General features: G+C 46.8%; 13 protein-coding genes and 1 tRNA gene. 10 read left to right on the top strand and 4 right to left on the bottom strand.

The genetic code is table 11. From position 1 onward, the window contains the following. Positions 1 to 1,672, bottom strand: a 1,672-nt coding sequence (locus tag IPJ02_10325) for a pyruvate, phosphate dikinase (GenBank protein MBK7375930.1), incomplete at its 3' end; no start/stop codon positions are given. Between the two features lie 154 nt (positions 1,673 to 1,826). Here IPJ02_10325 and IPJ02_10320 point away from each other — a divergent pair. From IPJ02_10320 to IPJ02_10305, 4 genes are read left to right on the top strand one after another with little or no spacing between them, the layout of a single operon-like run. Continuing rightward, on the top strand, positions 1,827 to 2,120 hold the full coding sequence (locus IPJ02_10320) for a hypothetical protein (GenBank protein MBK7375929.1): 294 nt from the start codon (positions 1,827 to 1,829) through the stop codon (positions 2,118 to 2,120). After that, entirely contained in the window at positions 2,117 to 2,242 is a 126-nt protein-coding gene (locus IPJ02_10315) for a hypothetical protein (GenBank protein MBK7375928.1), read from the top strand. Before IPJ02_10320 ends, IPJ02_10315 begins: the two co-directional genes overlap by 4 nt. A gap of 27 nt (positions 2,243 to 2,269) precedes the next feature. Beyond that, entirely contained in the window at positions 2,270 to 3,673 is a 1,404-nt protein-coding gene (locus IPJ02_10310) for an alpha-glucosidase C-terminal domain-containing protein (GenBank protein MBK7375927.1), read from the top strand. 38 nt (positions 3,674 to 3,711) lie between these two features. Continuing rightward, a complete protein-coding gene (locus tag IPJ02_10305; GenBank protein MBK7375926.1) occupies positions 3,712 to 4,161 on the top strand; it encodes a DUF1569 domain-containing protein in 450 nt (149 codons plus the stop codon). Between the two features lie 161 nt (positions 4,162 to 4,322). Here IPJ02_10305 and IPJ02_10300 read toward each other — a convergent pair whose 3' ends face one another. Genes IPJ02_10300 through IPJ02_10290 form a run of 3 tightly spaced genes read right to left on the bottom strand, consistent with a single transcriptional unit; the run spans position 4,323 to position 7,539 of the window. After that, the gene (locus IPJ02_10300) at positions 4,323 to 5,468 is read right to left on the bottom strand and encodes an aminotransferase class I/II-fold pyridoxal phosphate-dependent enzyme (protein MBK7375925.1); all 1,146 of its coding nucleotides are present in this window, start codon (positions 5,466 to 5,468) and stop codon (positions 4,323 to 4,325) included. A gap of 14 nt (positions 5,469 to 5,482) precedes the next feature. After that, the gene (locus tag IPJ02_10295) at positions 5,483 to 6,565 is read right to left on the bottom strand and encodes a mannose-1-phosphate guanylyltransferase (protein MBK7375924.1); all 1,083 of its coding nucleotides are present in this window, start codon (positions 6,563 to 6,565) and stop codon (positions 5,483 to 5,485) included. 8 nt (positions 6,566 to 6,573) lie between these two features. Then, positions 6,574 to 7,539 (bottom strand): KpsF/GutQ family sugar-phosphate isomerase, encoded by a 966-nt coding sequence (locus IPJ02_10290; GenBank protein ID MBK7375923.1) that lies wholly within the window; start codon positions 7,537 to 7,539, stop codon positions 6,574 to 6,576. A gap of 253 nt (positions 7,540 to 7,792) precedes the next feature. Between IPJ02_10290 and recQ the strand changes: the two genes are divergently transcribed. The 6 genes from recQ to IPJ02_10260 all read left to right on the top strand — a co-directional run bounded on the left by recQ (position 7,793) and on the right by IPJ02_10260 (position 17,934). Then, a complete protein-coding gene (gene recQ, locus IPJ02_10285) occupies positions 7,793 to 10,054 on the top strand; it encodes a DNA helicase RecQ (protein ID MBK7375922.1) in 2,262 nt (753 codons plus the stop codon). Between the two features lie 143 nt (positions 10,055 to 10,197). After that, positions 10,198 to 10,270: transfer RNA gene (locus tag IPJ02_10280), tRNA-Phe, on the top strand. Between the two features lie 391 nt (positions 10,271 to 10,661). Beyond that, positions 10,662 to 11,675: a hypothetical protein gene (locus IPJ02_10275; protein MBK7375921.1), complete on the top strand. Its 1,014-nt coding sequence runs from the start codon at positions 10,662 to 10,664 to the stop codon at positions 11,673 to 11,675. Between the two features lie 424 nt (positions 11,676 to 12,099). After that, positions 12,100 to 13,023 carry a hypothetical protein gene (locus tag IPJ02_10270; protein MBK7375920.1) on the top strand — a complete coding sequence of 308 codons (924 nt, stop codon included), beginning with the start codon at positions 12,100 to 12,102 and terminating at the stop codon, positions 13,021 to 13,023. Then, on the top strand, positions 13,008 to 17,129 hold the full coding sequence (locus tag IPJ02_10265; protein ID MBK7375919.1) for a right-handed parallel beta-helix repeat-containing protein: 4,122 nt from the start codon (positions 13,008 to 13,010) through the stop codon (positions 17,127 to 17,129). The genes IPJ02_10270 and IPJ02_10265 overlap by 16 nt, the downstream gene beginning before the upstream one ends. Positions 17,130 to 17,430: 301 nt before the next feature. Continuing rightward, the gene (locus IPJ02_10260) at positions 17,431 to 17,934 is read left to right on the top strand and encodes an SET domain-containing protein (GenBank protein ID MBK7375918.1); all 504 of its coding nucleotides are present in this window, start codon (positions 17,431 to 17,433) and stop codon (positions 17,932 to 17,934) included. Positions 17,935 to 17,948: the final 14 nt, after the last annotated feature.

The following is a 17,948-nucleotide window of genomic DNA, read 5'->3' as shown; positions in this document are numbered from 1 at the left end:
AGGATTGGTTCTTGTCAATGTCAATATCAACCAGCGCAAGGCTGCCTTCATATACAACTCCCCTGGTTCCGTTCAGGCTGATCCAATCGCCTTCTTTAATGATCACATTATTTTTTGCGTGGAAGGTTTTGGTATCGGCGTGTATCTCAATATCGCCGCAGCCAACGATGCAGCATTTCCCCCAGCCCCGGGCCACCAGTGCCGCATGAGATGTCATGCCGCCCTTGGTTGTTAACACCGCCTGCGACTTGTGCATGCCATCCACATCTTCGGGAGATGTTTCCTCCCGTACCAAAATAACTTTCTCTCCTTTGGATGCCCATGCCACCGCATCTTCTGAAGTGAACACCACCCGGCCTTTGGCGCCGCCCGGTCCGGCGGGAAGGCCTTTTGCAATGACCGGGGTAATGATCTCTGTTTTTGGATCCAGCATGGGAAGCAGCAGTTCAACCAGTTGGTTGGGCGCCACCCGCATGATCGCTGTCTTTACGTCGATCATTTTTTCTTTGTACATATCGGTGGCCATCCGAACGGCAGCCACACCATTGCGTTTGCCAACACGGCATTGCAGCATATAGAGTATCCCTTTTTCAATGGTGAACTCAATATCCTGCATGTCCTTATAGTGTTTTTCCAGGCGCTTCTGGTAAACGAAGAGTTCTTTATAAAGTTTGGGCATTAATTTCTCCAGCGTGGTGAATTGTTTGCTCTGTGCATTCTTTGAATACTCATTTACCGGCGCCGGTGTACGGGTGCCGGAAACCACATCTTCGCCCTGTGCATTCACCAGGTATTCTCCATAGAACCTGTTCTCGCCGCTGCCCGGGTTTCTTGTAAACGCCACGCCGGTACAACTGCTATTGCCCATATTGCCAAATACCATGGCCTGCACATTCACGGCCGTGCCCCATTCATCCGGTATCTTTTCAATACGCCGGTATTCAATGGCCCGCTTGCCGTTCCAGCTTGCAAATACAGCCCCGATGCCGCCCCATAATTGCTCCCATGGGTCATCGGGAAAAGCGGAACCCAGAACTTTTTTCACGGTCTTCTTATAATCTTTCACCAGTTCCTTCAATTCTTCCACGGTAAGTTCGGTATCGCTTTTATATCCCTGTTTGTGTTTGATATGCTCCAGTTTTTCATCCAGCGCTTTGCGAATGCCCTTACCCTTTGGCTCAACACCGGCCGCTTTTTCCATCACCACATCGGCATACATCATGATCAACCGCCGGTAGGCATCATAGGCAAAGCGTTCGTCGCCGCTTTGTGCAACAACGCCCCGGATGGTGTTCTCATTCAGCCCGATATTCAATACCGTTTCCATCATACCGGGCATGGAGCGGCGGGCGCCCGAGCGCACAGAAACCAGTAAGGGGTTTGCGGCGTCGCCGAATTTTTTACCGGTAAGCTTTTCCATTCTTCCCAGGGAATCCTCTACCTGCATCTTTAATGCCCGGGGATAGGTCTTTTTATTGTCATAATAATACGTGCATACCTCTGTAGTGACCGTAAACCCCGGCGGAACAGGAAGCCGCAGTTTGGGATGACCCGCCATTTCGGCCAGGTTAGCTCCTTTACCGCCCAACAGGTTTTTCATGGATTCGTTTCCATCGGCTTTGCCGCCGCCAAAGAAGTAAACATACTTTCCGGCCTTTGTTTTTGTTGCCATATCTTAATGCTTTTGTGCCCCACATAGTTATGCCATTGGTTGTTCATTCAGGAAAACGCCCGTCAGTCCAATGGCTGATTTATATCAATAAAACAGTCTTTTGTTTGATTTAGCCGTACTGATTTTATACCTTATGGCTTCTAAAGACCCTCTTATGAACAAGATCATGTTTATGTTACTGATGGCTGCATTCACCATCACTGCAAGTGCTCAAAAACAGCCGTATAATATTGTATTTGATGTCACCAGTTCCGATACGGCCGTTCATGCCCGTGTGATACGGTGGATCAATCTTGTCATGGATGCGGATCCAGCCGCAAAAATTGAAGTGGTGTTTTACGGTAAATCGGTCCCGATGGTAACACAGGAAAGATCAACGGTGGCAGCCGGTATTCAAAGCATCCTTGCAGACAAAAAGCAAATTTTACTGTTTGTGAAGCGGCGATGAAGGCAAATGGGTTTGTAAAGAGCAATTTATTGCCGGGCATCAACACAGTCCCCGACGGATTGTATGAACTGGTAAAAAAACAGGCAGAAGGATACGGTTATATCAAGGTCACAAACCAGTAAGGTATATAACAATTAAATTCAACGGTAATGAAAAATAAACAGGCCGCAATTCTTACTTTCTTATTCCTTTTTTTATTCTATGGATGCAAACCCGGGGCAGATGAAAAAACCAATACAGCCCCTGTTGCCGAAGACAGGTACAGCCCAAAAAAATACGTAGAGCTTAAACACCCCGAATGGAGCAGGAGTGCCACGATCTATGAAGTGAATGTACGGCAGTTCACCCCGGAGGGAACATTCAGGGCTTTTGAAACACACCTGCCACGGCTGAAAGAAATGGGCGTTGATATCATCTGGCTGATGCCCATTCATCCCATTGGAGAAAAGAACCGGAAGGGAACGCTGGGCAGTGAATATTCGGTGAAGGATTATTTGGGTGTGAACCCAGAATACGGAACCCTGGATGACCTGAAAGCGCTGGTGAAAAAAATTCACAGCATGGGCATGTACGTGATCCTCGACTGGGTGGCCAATCATTCGGCCTGGGACAATGAACTGGCCAAAGTACACCCGGATTGGTACAGCAAATCACCTGAAGGAAATTTTCAGCCCACACCCTGGTACGACTGGGATGATGTGATAGACTTTGATTACAATGTTCCTGCATTGCGCAAATACATGACCGGTGCATTGAAGTACTGGGTGAAGGAAGCAGACATTGACGGCTACCGTTGCGACGTGGCGGGTTTCATCCCCGTTGACTTCTGGGATAATGTACGGGCTGAACTGGACGCCATCAAGCCGGTGTTCATGCTGGCGGAATGGGAGTCGAGGGACCTTTATAAAAAAGCATTTGACATGACCTATTCCTGGACCCTCTGGGATAAGATGAAGGATGCCACTGTAAATAAAAAAGGCATTGGCGGCCTGGTTGAATATATGGCACATGATGTGGGTGCCGTGCCCCCGGATGCATTCCGGATGACCTTCACCGAGAACCACGACAAGAATTCATGGGAGGGAAACCAGTTCTCCAATTTTGGGGAAGGGTTGCCTGCCTGCATGGTCCTTTGTGCGGTGATCAACGGAATGCCGATGGTGTACGGCGGACAGGAAGCCGGTTTGAGCCGATCGCTGAAATTCTTTGATAAAGACCTGATCGAATGGAAACAACATCCCTTCTATGACCTGTATAAAAGATTATTCACTTTAAAACACAGCAACCATGCATTGTGGAACGGCGCCTGGGGCGGAGAGATGGTCCGCATTTACAATGATAAAATGGACAGGGTCATTTCATTCAGCCGGGAGAAGGATGGAGACAAGGTTATTCCCATCATCAACTTCAGCGATCAACCGGTTACGGTAAAGCTCCATTCCATATATCACAAAGGAATTTACAAAGACTATTTTACCGGGAAACAATATGAATGGAAGGGAGACGATGAAATGACGGTGGGTGCTTGGGGTTATTTGGTATTGGTGAAATAAGTAGCGGTTGTTTTTTATCTTTAACGAAATCCCTGCAGATGAAGAATTTATTTGACAAAGATGTTTATGATGAGGTCACCCGGCGAATGAATTCGCTGGCTCCTTCTTCAGAAAGGCAATGGGGCAAGATGAATGTGGCACAGATGCTGGCGCATTGCAAAGAAGCATTCAACGTGCCGCTGAGTGATAAGAAAATGCCCCGGAGTTTTCTGGGGTTGTTGGTAGGCTGGATGATAAAATCAAAGCTCTATAACGACGAGCCCTGGAAACCCAATTTACCAACGGCCCCTAATTTTAAAATTACCGGCGAGCGGGATTTTGAAAAAGAGAAGCAGGAGCTTTTGGGCCTGGCCAATAAATTCTATTCGCTGGGCCCTGGCAATGTTGGAAAATTTCCGCATCCTATGTTTGGATCTTTCACGCAGCAGCAGTGGGGGCAGGCGATGTACAAACACCTGGATCATCATTTGAGGCAGTTTGGGGTATGAGGATTTTACCACAGATTTAATCGGATTGATTCACAGATTATCTGTGGCCATCTGTGAAAAGATCTGTGCGAATCTGTGGTTACTACGGCTGTTGGCCGGAGGCCAAAAAACGGAAGCGTTTGGGGTGTGAGAACGTTGAAACCTTGCAACGTTTGAAACGTTCAAAGTTTCATCAACCTGTTAGCTGCTTCTTCCAGCGTAGATTCTTTTTTGGAAAAACAAAACCGCAGCACTTTATTATCTTCCCCGCTCTTATAAAAAACAGAAGTGGGTATGGCCGCCACGCCGTATTCCTTTGTTACCCGGATGGCAAAATCCCTTTCGTTCTCTTCGCTGATGCCTGCATAACTGTACAACTGGAAATAACTTCCGTGGGACGGGAGTGGTTTTAATCTTGTTTGCTTCATCAGCTCCTGGAAATGATCCCGCTTCTTTTGCAGGAATGTGCCAAGCTGTAAATAGTTTTCTTTCTTTTTCAGGAATTCTGCCAGTGCAACCTGCACCGGGCTGTTGCAGCTGAAACAGTTGAACTGGTGCACCTTCCGGAATTCCTTCATCAGCGCCGGTGGCGCCACACAGTAACCAAGCTTCCATCCCGTACAGTCGTATACCTTTCCAAAAGAAAAACAAACAAAGCTTCTTTCATACAGGTCCGGGTAACGCAGCATGCTTTCGTGTTTCATGCCGTCGAAGATCAGGTGCTCATATACCTCATCGCTTAAAATAAAAATGCCCGTGCCTTTTACGATGCTGCGCAATTGTTCAATATCGCCGGCGCCTAACACGCTTCCCGATGGATTGTGCGGCGTATTGAGCATGATGAGTTTTGTTTTGGGAGAGATCTTCTGCTTCACCAGCTCCCAGTCGATCTTATAATCCGGGTACACAAGCGGGATAAGCACGGGAATACCCCCGTTGATCTCAATGTTGGGGATATAGCTGTCGTAGGCCGGTTCAAAAACGATCACTTCATCCCCGGGCTGCAGTAAGTTGGTAAGCGCTGTATAAATAGCGTAGGTGCCGCCGGGTGTGATAGTGATCTCTGTTTCGGGATCGGTCTTTGTAGCGTAAAGGCCTTCTATCTTTTCTGCCAGCACTTCCCGCAGTTTTGGCAAGCCCGCCATGTGCACATACTGGTTGTGCCCGTCAAGCATGGCTTTGTTCACCAAGGCGATCAGTTCTTCATTCATCGGGTAGTCGGGAAAGCCCTGGCCAAGGTTGATGGCCTTATGTTCGGCAGCCAGCACACTCATTACCGTAAAAATGGTGGTACCAACTTCCGGCAGTTTGCTTTTTATTATGGGGATCAAACAGAAAAGTTTTAAATGAACTTATCGCCTTTGTTGCGTTTTATCTCGGCCACATATTCCTTTATCTCCTGCTCTTTGTCTTTTTTGCAGATAAGCAGCACATCGTGGGTGTCCACCACTACAAATTCATCGAGGCCCTGCAGCACCAATAGTTTGTTGTTGTCGGCATGCACCATGTTGTTGGTGGCATCGATCACCATTACATTGTCGCCGGCAACCGCATTGCCGAGGTAATCTTTTTCCAGGTTATCATAGGTGCTGGCCCAGGTGCCCAGGTCGCTCCAGCCAAAAGAGGAAGGGATGATGTACACATTATCTGCCTTTTCCATTACGCCGTAATCAATGGATATGTTCACACATTGCGGGTAGATGCGTTCAATGGCATCCTTTTCTTTCCGGGTGTTGAAGTGGCTTTTTTCCGCTTCAAAAACCTCTGCCATTTCGGGCAGGTATTTTTCAAATGCCTTGATGATGTTCCTGACCTGCCACACAAATATGCCGGCGTTCCACAAAAAATCACCGCTGGTAATAAAGGTCTTTGCCAGTTCCAGGTCGGGCTTTTCGGTAAATGTTTTTACTTTATAAACATTGTCATCCACTTTGTGCGGCTCGTATTGAATATAGCCATAGCCGGTGTTGGGGTATGTTGGTTTTATCCCCAGTGTTACCAGGGCTTTGATGTGCGCCGTGAATTTCAATGCGGCCGTGCATACTTCTTTAAACCCTTCTTCGTCTGTGATCAGGTGGTCGGAGGGAGCACAGATCAGGTTGGCATCAGGGTTCAGCAACTGCAGCTTATAAGAGATGTAGGCAACACAGGGCGCCGTATTTTTCCGGGAAGGCTCACACAGGATATTTCCGTGAGGCAGTTCGGGCAGTTGTTTTGCAACAATGTCTTTGTATTGTTCCGACGTTACCACATAAATATTATCCGCCGGAATGAATTTGGCAAACCGGTCGTAGGTTGACTGGATAAGTGTTCGCCCGGCATTTAATATATCAATGAATTGTTTGGGAAAATCTGTACGGCTCATTGGCCAAAACCTGCTGCCAATGCCCCCGGCCATTATGGCTACGTAGTTGTTTTTGTTCATAAATCAGATTATATGATACCCTCTTTTACCAGGTCGTGTAAATGGATGATGCCGGCATAGACCCCGTTCTGTTCCACCAATAGCTGGCTGATGCCGATGTTCCGCATCTCTTCCAGCGCCAGCACTGCCAGCACGTCTGACCCGATCGTTTTCGGTCTGCTGCTCATGATGTCTTTCGCCTGCAGGTTCTTAAAACTGTCTGTCTTCTCCAGCATCCTCCGCAGGTCGCCATCGGTTATTATACCTAAAATATTATTTTTCTCATCCACCACTGCTGTTGCTCCCAGCCTCTTCTCTGTCATTTCCACGATCACCTCTTTAAGGGTTGCCCCGGGTAATACTTTCGGTTTTGCATTTTGTGCCGCCAGGTCTTCCACACGCAGGTACAGTCTTTTTCCCAGGGTTCCGCCCGGATGATATTTTGCAAAATCACCGCTGCCGAATCCTTTTAGCTCCATCAGGCAAACAGCCAGCGCATCCCCCATCACCATTTGTGCGGTGGTGCTGCTGGTGGGAGCAAGATTATTCGGGCAGGCTTCCTGTTCAACCGTGCTGTTTAAAACAATATCACTATGCTGTGCCAGGTAAGACTGCATGTTGCCTACCATGCCGATGAGGGTGTTGCCAAAGTTTTTAACCAGCGGGGCCAATACTTTTATTTCGGGGCTGTCGCCGCTCTTGCTTATCAGCAGAACAATGTCGTCGGCCTGTATCATGCCCAGGTCGCCATGGATGGCGTCGGCAGCATGCATGAAAACAGAGGGGGTTCCGGTACTGTTGAGTGTGGCAACTATCTTTTGCGCAATGATGGCGCTCTTGCCGATGCCGCTTACGATCAGCCTCCCTTTCGACCGGGCGACCTGTTCGGCCGCTTTCACAAAATCTGCGTTGATGAACTCCTTCAGCCCGTTCACAGCATTGGTCTCTGTTTCAATTGTACCAAGTGCTACCCGTATGATCTTTTCTTTGTTCATCAGCAATGGCGCAAACCTACTTTAAATCATTCAGAATGCAAAGAAGGAAATTTTGAAGCGGCGGGGTTGAAACACCCTGTTTTTTATTGCCTTATTTTTTGCCGGTTAAGTTAATTTGATTAACTTAAGTGATTGAAATATTCGTTAAAAAAACGCTGTTTTTCCTTATTGGGTTTGATTCGGCTGTTGATTTAGGTTAACTTCGCAACCCCTCAAAAAACGGGTAAGGAAAATTCAGTGTTGAGCAACAATTATGGCTAAATCCAATATAAAACAACCGGCTGCCAGGACTGCAAAGAAAGGGGCGACAAAAAACACACACAGTGAACTGACTGTTCAGCTTCAGGATCATTTTGGCTTTGATGGTTTTAAAGAGCCGCAGGAGGAGATCATTAACAGCCTCCTCAATGGCAATGACACTTTTGTGATCATGCCTACCGGTGGCGGTAAAAGTTTATGCTACCAGTTGCCTGCCATCATCAGCGATGGCGTGGCCATCATCGTTTCTCCATTGATCGCTTTGATGAAAAACCAGGTTGACCTGGTTCGCAGCTACAGCAGCAAGGAAGATGTGGCCCACTTTTTAAACAGCACCTTAAATAAAGGGCAGCAAAAAGTGGTGAAGGATGACCTGACAACCGGGAAGACAAAAATGCTTTATGTAGCGCCCGAAACCATGACGAAAGAAGAGAACATCTCTTTTTTCAAAGGGTTGAAGATCTCTTTCTTTGCCGTGGATGAAGCACACTGTATCTCAGAATGGGGCCATGATTTCCGGCCCGAATACCGGAGGTTAAGAGAAATGATGGACCTGATCGATGATAAGATACCGGTGATCGCATTAACAGCGACCGCTACGCCTAAAGTGCAAAGCGACATCGTTAAGAACCTGGGGTTGCGCAAGCCAAAAATATTCATCTCTTCATTCAACAGGCCCAATCTCTATTATGAGATCCAGCCGAAGATAAACCTGGAGCAGACCAATAAAAGTATTGTACGTTTCATCCAGCTGCATAAGAACAAGAGCGGGATCATTTATACCCTCAACCGCAAAACAACCGAGGAGCTGGCAAAGATGCTGATGGCGAACGGCATTAAGGCTGTTTCTTATCATGCGGGACTCGACAGCAAATTAAGGTCAGAAAGACAGGACCAGTTCCTGAACGAGGACGTGGACGTAATTGTTGCCACCATTGCATTTGGTATGGGTATTGACAAACCCGATATCCGTTTTGTCATTCACTACAACATTCCAAAATCCATTGAAAATTATTACCAGGAAACGGGGCGTGGCGGAAGGGACGGGCTGGAAGGAAAGTGTATCCTTTACTATTCGCATAAAGATGTGGCCAAGCTGGAACACCTGATGAGGGACAAACCGCTCAGTGAGCGTGAAGTGGGAGCACAGCTGATAAACGAAACGGTGGCGTATGCAGAAACGAGTGTGTGCCGCAGAAAAGTGCTGTTGCATTATTTCGGTGAGCATTACGACGATAGTGAAAGCTGCGGCCATTGCGATAATTGTCTTAACCCGAAAGAAAAAACAGAAGCAAAGGACAGTGCGGTAACTGTTTTAAAGGTGGTGAAGGCGCTGGGCGAACAGTTCCCTGTTGAATATGTGTTGCTGATCCTTGCCGGCAAGGCAACGCCGCAGGTAAAAATGTACCGCCACGAAGAGCTGGCTGTTTTTGCCAGCGGCAACGATAAGGACAATCATCACTGGAACAGTCTTATCCGCCAGATGTTGCTGGCCGGGTTGATCGAAAAGGATATCGTGGAATACGGCCTGCTGAAGATCACAAAAAAAGGGGAGGCTTTTTTAAAGAAGCCTGTCTCTTTCAAAATTGTGATGAATAACCTGTTTGAAGAAGCCAATGCAGATGATGAAGAAGCAGAAACTTCCGGTTCGGATGCCGGTGCGGCTGATGAAAAACTGGTGGAATTGCTGAAAGACCTTCGGAAAAAAGTTGCCAAAGAAAAGAAGCTGCCGCCCTTTGTTATTTTTTTGGAGAACAGCCTGATCGATATGGCAACCATGTATCCCACCACTATGGCCGAGTTGGAAAAGATAAGCGGTGTAAGCAAGGGCAAGGCGGCAAAGTATGGGAAGCCTTTCATTGAACTGATCGCAGAATATGTTGCAGAGAATGATATCATACGCCCCGATGATTTTGTGATGAAGAGCGTGGTGAACCGTAACAACAACAAGATATTCATCATTCAGAACGTAGATAAAAAGATCCCGCTGGAGACCGTGGCCAAAACCCGTGACCTGCGTATTGATGAATTGCTGGAAGAAATGGAGACCATTGTGGCAAGCGGCACCAAGTTAAACCTGGATTATGCCATCGATGAGATGGTGGATGAATACGAGCAGGACGAGATAATGGATTATTTCAAGAACTGCGAAACCTCTTCCCTCCAGGTGGCCCTGGAAGAGCTGGCCGACAGTAATTTCAACTGGGAACAGCTAAAACTCATGCGGATCAAGTTCTTATGCGAATACGGGAACTAAAGGACCCATTACAACACTCAAAGAAATTGAAAACTGAATATTGAACATTTTTCCCTTTTTTAGTTTTTCAAGCAGGTATTTTCCTTATTTTTGCTGCCCATTTCGACATTCAGCATTCCTTGTTCCTTGTTCGAAATTCGGATGGTGCGGTAGCTCAGTTGGTAGAGCAAAGGACTGAAAATCCTTGTGTCGGCGGTTCAATCCCGCCCCACACCACAAACCCCGGCAGAAATGTTGGGGTTTTTTGCATTTTACCATTCTTAATTCCTTGTTACTTGTTCAATATTCAATAGTGCGGTAGCTCAGTCGGTAGAGCAACGTGACTGAAAATTCCCGTCCGACCAAGGTCATCAAGGGCGGGCTGGTGTCGTCCCGATATGTATCGGGACCAAGACCTCGGCAGCAATGCTTGGGGTTTTTGTGTTCCCGCAGAATAAGCAGAATTTTGACCTTCTCCAGTCTCTAACAAGGATGCTTTGGTTTTTAGATTTTAATCTTATAGCCACGCTATCACATATATAAATAGACCTTTCGTTATCGCCTCCAATGCTTTGAATCCTCAATAATAAAATTTATATTTATGTAACCTTGATAAAACGTCATTCACATGAAGTTCAAATCATATTATATATTACTGATTGCCGTTGCTTTGTATAGCTGCGGTAAGAAACTGGAGAATGTTGAAAAATGGACAAAGTCCAGCAGTGGTATTCCTTTCTTTTCCGCCATTCCTGAAAAATTATTTATAACAAATGGTGTGATGTATGCTGGCACCGTTAATGATGGGGTATACCGTTCAATGGATGGGGGACAAAACTGGACCCACTTCAGTTCGGGTCTTCCAAACGGTGTCAATATCCAGGGTTTTGGTGTATCCACAGACAATATTGTTTTTGCCCTTGGCATAGATCATGGTATTTACTCGCTGACCCCGGCGGGTTCTTGGGCTCCTTTTAAACAATACGTTTTCCCTTTTGATAGTTCAAGAGACGCATGGGATATGTATGTAAGCGGCACAACGATTATGGCTGCAGACAACGCTTACGATTATTACAGTACCGCTACTAACAATGGCAGTATTTGGGGTACTATTTCTCCCTTTATCATATATGCATTTACAGACGACAACCCTACAAGTAGCGGGAAGCGGATCTATGCCGGGGGTACATATGGCATGTTTGTTTCGGCGGATGGCGGAGCTAATTATACCACGATCATGAGCGGCATGCCTGCTTTGCCCGAGGTAAATGCTTTGCATATTCCGGGAAAAGGCACGGCCGGCGGCACGCACATATATGCCGGAACAATTGAAAAGGGTCTTTATAGAGCGCAATTGGGTACCAGTGCTTATAACTGGTCGAAAGTGAATACCGGAATGGTTGATACTGCATATATAACGTCTATAAATTCCACATCTGACGGAAAATACATTTTTGTAAGCTCCTATTATGGGGGTGTTTACATTTCACGTGATTTTGGTGTTACATGGGACAACTATACAGATGATTTGTTCCCCTCAAACATGTTCAATGCCATTTATGATGTAGCAGTTTATGATCTGCAAAGCAGGGTATATATTGCAAGCTCGGATGGATATATTTATACAAGAACAATCAAGTAATTATTCCTGACTCGTCCTAGTCATAGACAAGGATGCTTTGGTTTAGAGATTTTATCTCTTTCCCGTATTCTATAGCCCTTCCCAACAATGGTTAACAGGGCTACAGCAACGTGACTGAAAACCCCCGTCCGACCACAAGGTCATCCGGGCGGGCTTGTGTCGTCCCGATACATATTGGGCAACAAACCCTATTGCCAATATGAATTCTCCCTTCTTCCTGTAAATAAAACCTTCTTATTAAACCCCGCATTAATACAATGCAGATCCATGTATAGAATCCGGATTTTACGAAAAATAAGGGCTAAATTACTTCGCTTAAAACAGCAACGGCCTGTTAAAAAGAACTGAAGGCTGCTATATTTCTAATATCAAATACACCTGGTAATGAGATCAAAAGTTACCCCTGGATCTTCGTATTAATTCTGTGACATATAAATGGATCCTGTTTGCTTTGGCCGGGTTTATCTCCTTTCTTTTTTCCCTTTCCCTTAACGCACAAAGTTCCCTTATTGGCGCATATACCATCAATAAGACCGTTCCCACGGGTGGCACCAATTTTAACAGCTTTAAAGATTTTTCTGATGCGCTCACTGCTACGGGTGTTACCGGTAATGTTACGGCTACGGTGGTGGCCGGCACGGGGCCGTACAATGAACAGGTGATCTTTCAAAATATTGCCGGCATAGGGGCTGCGGCCACCGTAACCATTCAAGGAAGCGGGGAAACCATCACTTCGGATACCGCCATCAACCAGACCGGCTCAAATCCCAACCGCCATATCATCCGGCTGATCGGCCTGCAGTATTTTACCATCAATAACCTGCACATTAATATGTTTCCCGGATCAACCGGTTTTATCGGGGTGCATATCCTTAATTCGGGGAACAATATAACCATCAGTAATTGTGTAGTGGATATGGGATCGGCAACCAGCACACTTTTGGGCGCTTTTGTTGCCAACGGAATAGCTTCCAGTATTCTTACGCCGGGGGGAACTTTCAATATCATTAATATTACCGGCAACACCGTTACCGGTGGTGGTTATGGCGCTTCCGTAAACGGGCTTGCTTCCCCGCTTGCCACCAACGTGGTGATCAGTAATAATAATTTCAATGATTTTAATTCCAATGGCGTTTACCTGCGGGAAACCGATGGCGCTGTTGTAAGCGGAAATCATTTCGATAAAAGTGCTGGATCAACTGCATCCACCAATGCCATACAGCTTGCCCAGGCAGCCAATGTCAATGGCAGGATCTTCGGAAACTTTATAAAGATGTCGCAGACATCGGGCAGCCTGGTAGGCATTTACCTTTTAACGGAACGGGGCATAAAGTGTATAATAACCTGATCTACGATATCCGTTCCACTAACGGAACCATTGAAGGCATCCGGGTCAGGACCGGTGGCACTGCACCGGAAATCTATTTTAATACCGTTTCTTTTGATAATGCAACAGCAACTTCCGGTAACCTGAAAGGATTCCGGGAAGAACTGAGTAATACCAATTCTGTGCTGAGAAATAATATTTTCAGTATTACCCAAACCACCAGCGGAACAAAGACCGCCATTGAGCTGGCAAGCACCAGCACGGTAACATCGGCCATCAACAGCAATTACAACGTGTTTTGGGTACCTGGTGGAAATGTTGGGATGCGGGGTGCAACAGTCTATGCTACGCTGAATGCCTGGCAAACGGCAAGCACCCAGGATGCAGCCAGTTTTGAGACCAATCCATCCTTCCAGTCGGTTACCAATCCTGTTCCCCGGTCTGGTGTCATTAATAACCAGGCGCTGCCGGGTACGGGCATCACAACAGATATCACCGGGGCAACCCGTAGCGCTACCCCTGATCCGGGTGCTTATGAATTCACCCCGCCATCGGGAGACGCTGCCATCACCAATTTTATTTTACCTCCGATACCCCATTGTGCAAATACCCTGGCCGTGCAGTTTGAACTTACCAATGCCGGTGGCGATCCTTTGAACAGCGTTACCATTAACTGGACTGTGAACGGCGTTCCGCAGGCAGCAGTTAACTGGACAGGGCCAACGGTTCCGCCCGGAGCTTCCACCATTGTTACTTTAGGAACCATTCCGGTAACCGGGGCCACCATTTACAATTTTACAGCTACATCATCCAATCCGAACGGCGGGCCAGACAGTAATCCTTCTAATGACAGCTATACATACAATGGCTTCCGCAGGGGCCTTGAAGGGGTGTTTACCATCAATGCTTCTTTACCGGTTTCCACCACCAACTTTACCGGTTTTCAAAGTATGGCAAATGCACTTTCGCAGCATGGCATTTGTACGCCGGTTGTTATCAATGTAATGAACGGCCCTTATGATGAACAGGTGGTATTTAATACCGTTCCGGGCAGCAGTGCTGTAAATACAATTACATTGAACGGGAACAGCCAGGTACTGCAATATAATCCCACCAATGCTGCCAGTGATCATATACTGCAGTTGAACGGCGTGAATCACATGATCGTTGAAAACCTGACGGTAAACAGCCTGCACGCTACACAGGGCCGGGGTATTCACATCACCAATGGCTCTTCAAAAATTACCATCCGGAACAATACCGTCAATGTATCCACCACCAATTCCACCTCTTCGGCTTTCGGGATCATTATTTCCGGTGCCAACTGGCTGCTTGACGGATCTCTTTCAGACAGTGTTGTTATCTCCGGCAATACGGTCAGCGGAGGTTATTCGGCCATTCAGCTTTCCGGCGTGCACTGGAATACACCATTAACCCGTATTTCGGTCATTAATAACAACGTGTTTGACTGGTATGGCTTTGGTGTTTACCTCTCTTATACCAATGGGGCATTGGTATCCAGAAATATCATCCGCAGACCAACCCGTACCAATTCCGGAAGCGATGCCGTTACACCGGCAGGTATTACCGTACCAGCAGGATCGCTTGCTTTTTTACTGGAGAAGAACCGCATTTACGATCTGCACGTTAGTATGCCCGGCAGTTCTACGATCAGCAGGGGTGTATATATGAGCGGCACCACCACTGCACCTACTTCGGGCACCATTCAAAACAACCTCATTTATGGAATGAACAATGATGGTGCACAGTATGGTATCCAGAATAATTCTGTTACCGGGCCGGTGAATATTTATCATAATACCATTGTGCTGAACAATGCCACAGGAGCCGGTACGTCCAATACCAATGCCATTAATTTATCAAACTTCAGCACACAAAACGGCCTTGATATGCGTAATAACATTTTTGTTGTTACCCGGGGAGGAACCGGGGTAAAGAGGATCATTGATGTCTCTGCGTCTGCTGCCCCGTTCATCTCCAATTACAATGCAGCCTGGCTGAATGCACCGGGAGGTACACAAACATACGGGCAGATCGGAAGTACGAACTATACTACATTCACTGATTGGCAGACCGGTACCGGTAAAGATGCAAACTCTGTTCATGCAGACCCGTTATTTACAAACCCCGGCGCAGGTAATTTTGCGCCTGCTAATCCTGTTGTGGATGGAGCAGCAATGGGCACAACTGCTGTGGGGGGTATTACGGATGATATTCTCAATGTGGTCAGGGCCGTTAACCCCGACCCGGGTGCTTTTGAATTCACACCCCCCGCCTGTACCACACCTGTTGGCGGCACTGCAAACACTTCGTCCGGGCCATTCTGCACTTCCGGCACGGGCACGGTAATGGCAACAGGATATTCTGCAGGCAATGGCATCAGTTACCAATGGCAATATTCCAATGATAATTTTGTCAGCAATATCAATGACCTTGCCGGGCAAACCAATCCTGCCAGCGCTTCAACAGGCGTCATCACATCCACCACTTATTACCGGCTCAAAGTAACCTGTTCTTCAGGTCCGTCAACCGCTTTTTCAAACATTGTGACCATTACTGTGAACCAGCCGGTAACGATCACAACGAATCCTGTATCGCAAACCGTTTGTGCGGGAGTAAATGTGACTTTTACCGTTGCAGCAACAGGCACTTCATTAACGTACCAATGGCGTAAGAACGGAGGTAATATCGGTGGCGCCAATGCAGCATCTTATATCATAAATAATGTAACAACAGGTGATGCCGGCGATTATGACGTGGTGGTTACGGGGGCCTGTGGGCCAGTTACTTCTAATTCAGCTGCTTTAACGGTAAATGCTTCCACCGCGATAACCACACAGCCCGTGAACCAGGTTGTTTGTGTCGGGGCAAATGTAACTTTTACTGTTGTTGTTTCGGGTACTTCTTTAACGTATCAGTGGCGTAAGAACGGAGGTAATATCGGCGGCGCCAATGCAGCATCTTATACGATCAATAATGTAACGGCGGGCGATGCCGGTAATTATGATGTGGTCATCAACGGAGCCTGTGGAAACATAACCTCCACAACAGCCACATTAACTGTTAATGCAACAACAGTTATAAGTACCCAGCCTGCAAGCCAAACGGTTTGTGCGGGGGGAAATGCCACGTTTACCGTTGCAGCATCGGGCACTTCTTTAACCTATCAATGGCGTAAGAACGGAGGAAATATCAACGGCGCCAACGCAGCGTCTTATACCATCAATAATGTAACGATTGGTGATGCCGGTGATTATGATGTGGTTGTAACGGGCAGTTGCGGACCGGTGACATCCTCAACAGCTACATTAACGGTTAACAGCATTTCAGTTGCTGCGGTTTCTGCTAATTCAGATATAACGTCGAGTTGCGGGCCTGCAATAGTAAACTTAAGTATTACCGGGGGCTTCCTGGGAACCGGGGCTTCCTGGAAATGGTACAGCGGCAGCTGCGGAGGCGCTTTACTTGGAACAGGTGCCACGCTTTCCAATGTGGCGGTCAATACCAGCACCACTTTCTTTGTGCGGGCAGAAGGAACCTGCAATACCACTTCATGCGCAAGCGTGACGGTAACAACAACTGCAGCGCCATCGATCTCCATTTTGGCTTCGCCTTATACAAGTCTCTTACCAGGTATGTTCACTACACTTACGGCAACCATAACGCCTCCGGGCCCAACCAATACAATTGCCTGGTACCGGAATGGTATTGCAGTTCCAGGCGCTTCCGGATCAACGCTTCGTGTTGGTGTAGATGAACTGGGGCTTTATACCGCCCGTGTAACAACTGCATTAAACTGTACCGCCTTGTCCAATGCTGTCAATATTAAAGATTCTGCTTCTAACAGGCTTTTCATAACACCCAATCCAAACAGCGGCGTATTTCAGGTAAGGTATTACAGCGGCGCTGTAAACCCGGGAACAACCAGGAGCCTGGTCATTTACGGCAATAACGGCCAGCGGGTTTATATTAAATCGTTTACGGTAACAGCACCTTACAGCATCATGGATGTGTCAGCAGGCCCCCCTTGCCGGGGGGTGTATGTTGTTGCGGTAATGGATTCAAATGGCAAAGTTTTAGCCACGGGAAAGGTCGTTTTACAATAGCTATTCCTGTACGGATTATTTAAAGAAGGCTGTCTTAAAAGGACAGCCTTCTTTATTACCATCAGCACCTGTTCGCCTGCATCGTTTTATTTGTACTTAGCAATAACCGGGTTCTGCTGGGTGATAAAATGATTTGGCTGGTTATTCACATTATAAAACAATTAATCCACCAGTGAATAATAATGCCCAATAAACTTTTTAATTAAACAATGCTTTTATACATTTACTATCGTATACGTAAATTCAAAAAATAAACATTAATCACTTTAAACTTTTACGGGTTATTCCCTTCTAAAACCGCATGATAACAACCACCATTACTACCCCATCCGCCGAAGTTATCAGTAATCATGTTTTTGCAGAAGTTTTACTGAATAATGCTTCCAGTCAAAAGTCATTACACGCCACCCGGCATTTTGCTCCCGGTGATGTGATCTGCAATTTCAGTGCAGGAATTACCCAATCCTATCCAACGTACCTGACCGTACAAACCGGTACCGACAGGCATATTACGCTGATGCCGGAGTTCCTTCAGTACATCAACCACAGTTGCAGTCCCAATGTTTTTTTTGATACCAGTTCCCTGCAGCTTATATGCCTGCAACCACTGCAACCTGGTGAAGAGTTTACATTTTTCTACCCTTCCACCGAGTGGGATATGGCACAACCCTTTGTTTGCAACTGCGGAAGCAAGGACTGTTTACAACTGATCAACGGCGCTTCCCATCTTTCTATAGAAACACTTTCCAGGTACCGTTTGACCGATTTCATTAAATCGCAGGTAAAACAAAAGCTGTCGTTGTAACTCACCCGTTCCAG

It is taken from the genome of Chitinophagaceae bacterium (genome assembly GCA_016710165.1).
Lineage (GTDB): Bacteria > Bacteroidota > Bacteroidia > Chitinophagales > Chitinophagaceae > Ferruginibacter.
This window is presented reverse-complemented; position numbering and strand designations above follow the sequence as displayed.